Origin of the sequence: Demequina sp., from assembly GCF_024642165.1 — a bacterium.
Taxonomy (GTDB): domain Bacteria; phylum Actinomycetota; class Actinomycetes; order Actinomycetales; family Demequinaceae; genus Demequina.
On record NZ_JAHEBP010000150.1, the window covers coordinates 1 to 4,200 of the forward strand.

Here is a 4,200-nt window from a genome sequence, read left to right on the forward strand (position 1 = left end):
GCGCCTCGACCACGCCGTATTGAACCTTCGCGTCGGCCACCAGCTCGCGCTCCAGGAACGCCGTGGAGAGCCCCGAGAGGTCGCCCGCCTCCTCGATGAGCTCCTCGGCGGTGAGCGACACCGGGTAGACCGTGCGCAGGTCCTTCCACAGCGCCTCGAGGTCCCAGTCGTCGGGCGATCCCACCAGCGTCGCCGAGCGCACGTAGGCGCCCACAACGTCCGCGACGAATCCGCCCAGCTGCTCGCTCATGTCCTCGCCGTCGAGCACGCGGCGGCGCTCGCCGAAGATGATGTGGCGCTGCGAGTTGAGCACGTCGTCGTACTTGAGGATGTTCTTGCGGATCTCGTGGTTGCGGCCCTCGATCTGAGCCTGCGCGCTGCGCACGCCGCGCGTGAGCACCTTCGACTCGATGGGCATGTCGTCCGGCAGCGCCGACGAGTTCATGACCGTCGCGGCGAGCCCCGACTGGAACATCCGCATGAGGTCGTCGTCGAGGGACAGGTAGAAGCGGCTCTCGCCGGGGTCTCCCTGGCGTCCGGAGCGGCCGCGCAGCTGGTTGTCGATGCGGCGGGACTCGTGGCGCTCCGTGCCCAGCACGTAGAGCCCGCCGGCCGCCAGCACCTCGTCACGCTCGGACGCAACCGCGGCCTGCGCCTCGGCGAACACGTCCTTCCAGATCCGCTCGTACTCCTCCGGCTGCTCGTGCGGGTCGAGCCCGCGCGACTGCATCTGGGCCACCGCGCGGAACTCGGGGTTGCCGCCCAGCATGATGTCGGTGCCGCGGCCGGCCATGTTGGTGGCGACGGTGACGGCGCCCTTGCGGCCCGCCTCGGCGACGATCGCCGCCTCCTTCTCGTGCTGCTTCGCGTTGAGCACGGTGTGCTGGATGCCGCGCTTGCGCAGCTCCCCGGAGAGCCGCTCGGACTTCTCGACGGACACGGTGCCCACCAGCATGGGCTGGCCCTTCGCATTGCGTTCCAAGATGTCGTCGATGACGGCGCTGAACTTCGCGGCCTCGGACTTGTAGAGCAGGTCCGCCTGGTCGTCCCGGATCATCGGCATGTTCGTAGGAATGGGGATGACGCCCATGCCGTACGTCTCGTTGAGCTCGGCGGCCTCCGTCTGCGCGGTGCCGGTCATGCCCGCGAGCTTCTCGTACTGACGGAAGTAGTTCTGGAGCGTGATGGACGCGTAGGTCTGGTTCTCCGCCTTGATGGGCACGCGCTCCTTGGCCTCGATGGCCTGGTGGAGTCCCTCGGAGTATCGGCGGCCCTTCAGCAGGCGTCCCGTGTGCTCGTCGACGATGTCGACCTCGCCGTTCTGGACCACGTAGTCGCGGTCCCGGCGGAAGAGCTCCTTCGCCTTGATGGCGTTGTTGAGGAAGCCGATCAGCGGCGTGTTGGCGGGGTCGTAGAGGTTCTCGATGCTGAGCGCCTTCTCGACCTTGTCGATACCGGGCTCCAGCACGCCCACCGCGCGCTTCTTCTCCTCGACCTCATAGTCCACGTCCGCCTCGAGCTGGTCCGCCAGCCGCGCGAACTCGACGTACCAGCGGTTGTTGTCGCCGGACGCGGGGCCCGAGACGATGAGCGGCGTGCGGGCCTCGTCGATGAGGATCGAGTCGACCTCGTCGACGATGGCGAAGTGGTAGCCGCGCTGGACCAGCTGCGCCGGCTGCAGCGCCATGTTGTCGCGCAGGTGGTCGAAGCCGAACTCGTTGTTGGTGCCGTACGTGATGTCCGCCTCGTACTGAGCGCGTCGCACGTCGGGCTGCTGGTTCGCGAGGATGCACCCGGTGGTCATCCCGAGGAAACGGAAGACGCGGCCCATGAGCTCCGATTGATAGCCGGCGAGGTAGTCGTTCACGGTGATGACGTGCACGCCCTTGCCGTCGAGGGCGTTGAGGTAGGCGGGCAGGGTCGCGACCAGGGTCTTGCCCTCACCGGTCTTCATCTCCGCGATGTTGCCGTGGTGCAGCGCGCCGCCACCCATGATCTGGACGTCGAAGTGGCGCAAACCCAGCGTGCGGCGCGAGGCCTCGCGGACCGCGGCGAACGCCTCTGGCATCAGCGACTCGAGCTTCTCGCCGCCGGCGCGGCGCTCCTTGAACTCGTCGGTCAGGGCGCGCAGCTCCTCGTCCGACAGCTCGAGGTACGCGTCCTCGAGGGCGTTCGTCAGCGTCACCACCTTCTGGAGCCGGCGCAGTTCGCGCCCTTCACCCGCCCGGATGATCCGATCGATCAATGCCACCTTGCGCTCCTCGAGTCCCTCGATAGTCCCCGACCATCGTAGGCGGTCAGTGGAGCACCGACGGTTCGTCTCGCTGTGGGCGCAACAGCACCACCGCGGAGCCGAGCGCGACCCCGCCCAGCACTCCCACCCAGCCCAGCCGCTCCCCGAGCACCATCGCCGCGAGGATCGCGGCCACCAGGGGCTCCAGCAGCGTGACGATGGTCGCCACGAACGGAGGCACGGATCTCAGCCCGCGAAGGTAGGAGACGTACGCGAGCGCCGTGATGAGCACCCCCATCGCGAGCGTGAGCGCCCAGCCGTACGCGTCGTCGGCGGCCCCGATACCGGCGAGCGCCGCCACCGGCACCAGCATGAGGCCGCCGGCCGTGAACGCGAGCGCCGTGTGCTCGACCGGCCCGAAGCCCGGCACCTCCGTGCGGTTGATCACGGAGATGGCGGCGAACGACGCACCGGCGGCGAGCGCGAGGGCGCCGCCGAGCATCCCGTTGCGGCCTGTGTCGAGCGAGCCGCCCATCAGCAGCGCCAGGCCGGCGAGCGCGAGGGCGAGCGCTACCAGGGCCGGCCGTTCCGGCCGGCGGCGGGTGGACCACCAGTCGTACGCGGCCACGAACACGGGCGCCGAGCCGATGCCGATCAGGGTCGACAGGCCCACCGATGCCTGCGCGATGCCGGAGAAGAACAGCGCCTCGAACAGCGCGGTGAGCGCGCCGGTGGCAAGCGCCCGTCGCCGCATCCGAGGCGTGAGCGTCCGCCACCGCAGCGACCTCCGCACGGCGAGGTACGCCAGCAGCGCGATCCCGGCGACAAGCATCCGCCACATTGCGATGGACAGGGCATGAAGGCCCGCGTGGTCGCCCAGCAGGGTCCCCGCCACGCCTCCGAAGCCCCAGAGGGTCGCCGCAAGGACCACGGACATGAAATGGCGGGGCTGCACTCCGGCAATCTAGCCGGAGGCAGCCCCGCCCATCGACGTATCAGGCGGTCTCCCGCGACTCCTCGGGATCGGCCTGCTCGACGTGGATCACGCCGTAGGTCCAGCCGCGCCGGCGGTACACCGCCGAGGCGAGGCCCGACTCCGCGTCGTGGAAGAGGTAGAAATCGTGTCCCACGAGTTCCATCTGGTCGATCGCGTCCGCGACGGTCATGGGTGCGGCGGAGTGGACCTTGGAACGGATGACGATCGGGGTGCCGTCGATGGGGATCTCGCGGTGGGAGCCCTCGGGCGCGCCCTCCCAGGCCTCGACGCTGGCGACCCTCTCGCCGTCATCGGCGGCGTCGCCGGCCCCATCGAGCGCGGTGGGCACCGAGTGGAGCCCCGTCTTGCCCTGGTGGCGATGCACCTTGCGCTCGTGGATCTTGCGCAGTTGCTCAACCAGCTTCTGCATCGCGCCGTCCAGCGCGACGTAGCGGTCCTCCGCCGCGGATTCGGCGCGCACCACCCCCCTGCCGTGCAAGGTGATCTCGACCCGTTCACGGTCGCTGCTCTGCTTCGGATTCCTCTCATGGACCACGTGTACGTCAGCTCGGGTCGCTCGAGGGGCGAGCGTCTCGACCTTCTCCATCTTCTCGAAGATCTTCTGACGCATGTCCTCGGAGACCTTGGTGTGCCGTCCGACGATGGCGATGTCCATGACGAAAACTCCTTCACTGTCACTGAGGCCCGTGAGGGCCAGGGGCAAGAGGTGGCGGCGCGTGTCGCGCCTGAGACTTCACCTCCTCGCCTGGAAGGTGTCCGACGTTCGTCGTCCTGGACCTCCTACATTAGCGCGGTCCCGACCGGTGCGCGCAAGCCCGGCGCGGAGGCGAGCGCCAGGGCGGCGACGGGGACCAGGGAGCCCCCGGACAGGGCCCGGACTGCCCGCGCGAGCGTGGCCCCGGTGGTCACCACGTCGTCGACCAGCAGCGCCGGCCGCGGGGGCGCGCGGCGCCGGTCCACGCGCCGCGTC

3 protein-coding genes and 1 pseudogene are annotated in these 4,200 nt (G+C 69.4%); all 4 read right to left on the reverse strand.

Annotation, left to right across the window (positions count from 1 at the left end; genetic code table 11):
* On the reverse strand, positions 1-2,251 hold a 2,251-nt coding region (gene secA, locus Q0L54_RS10630; RefSeq protein ID WP_296667950.1), incomplete at its 3' end, for a preprotein translocase subunit SecA.
* 46 nt (positions 2,252-2,297) lie between these two features.
* On the reverse strand, positions 2,298-3,188 hold the full coding sequence (locus Q0L54_RS10635; RefSeq protein WP_296667951.1) for a DMT family transporter: 891 nt from the start codon (positions 3,186-3,188) through the stop codon (positions 2,298-2,300).
* Between the two features lie 40 nt (positions 3,189-3,228).
* Positions 3,229-3,885, reverse strand: a complete 657-nt coding sequence (gene raiA, locus Q0L54_RS10640; protein WP_296667952.1) for a ribosome-associated translation inhibitor RaiA — start codon at positions 3,883-3,885, stop codon at positions 3,229-3,231.
* 125 nt (positions 3,886-4,010) lie between these two features.
* Positions 4,011-4,200, reverse strand: a pseudogene (locus Q0L54_RS10645) (ComF family protein); the annotation flags it as partial.

Excerpts from the sequence above, each read along its gene's own strand:
- raiA (WP_296667952.1), bottom strand. The coding sequence starts at position 3,885 with ATGGACATCGCCATCGTCGGACGGCACACCAAGGTCTCCGAGGACATG.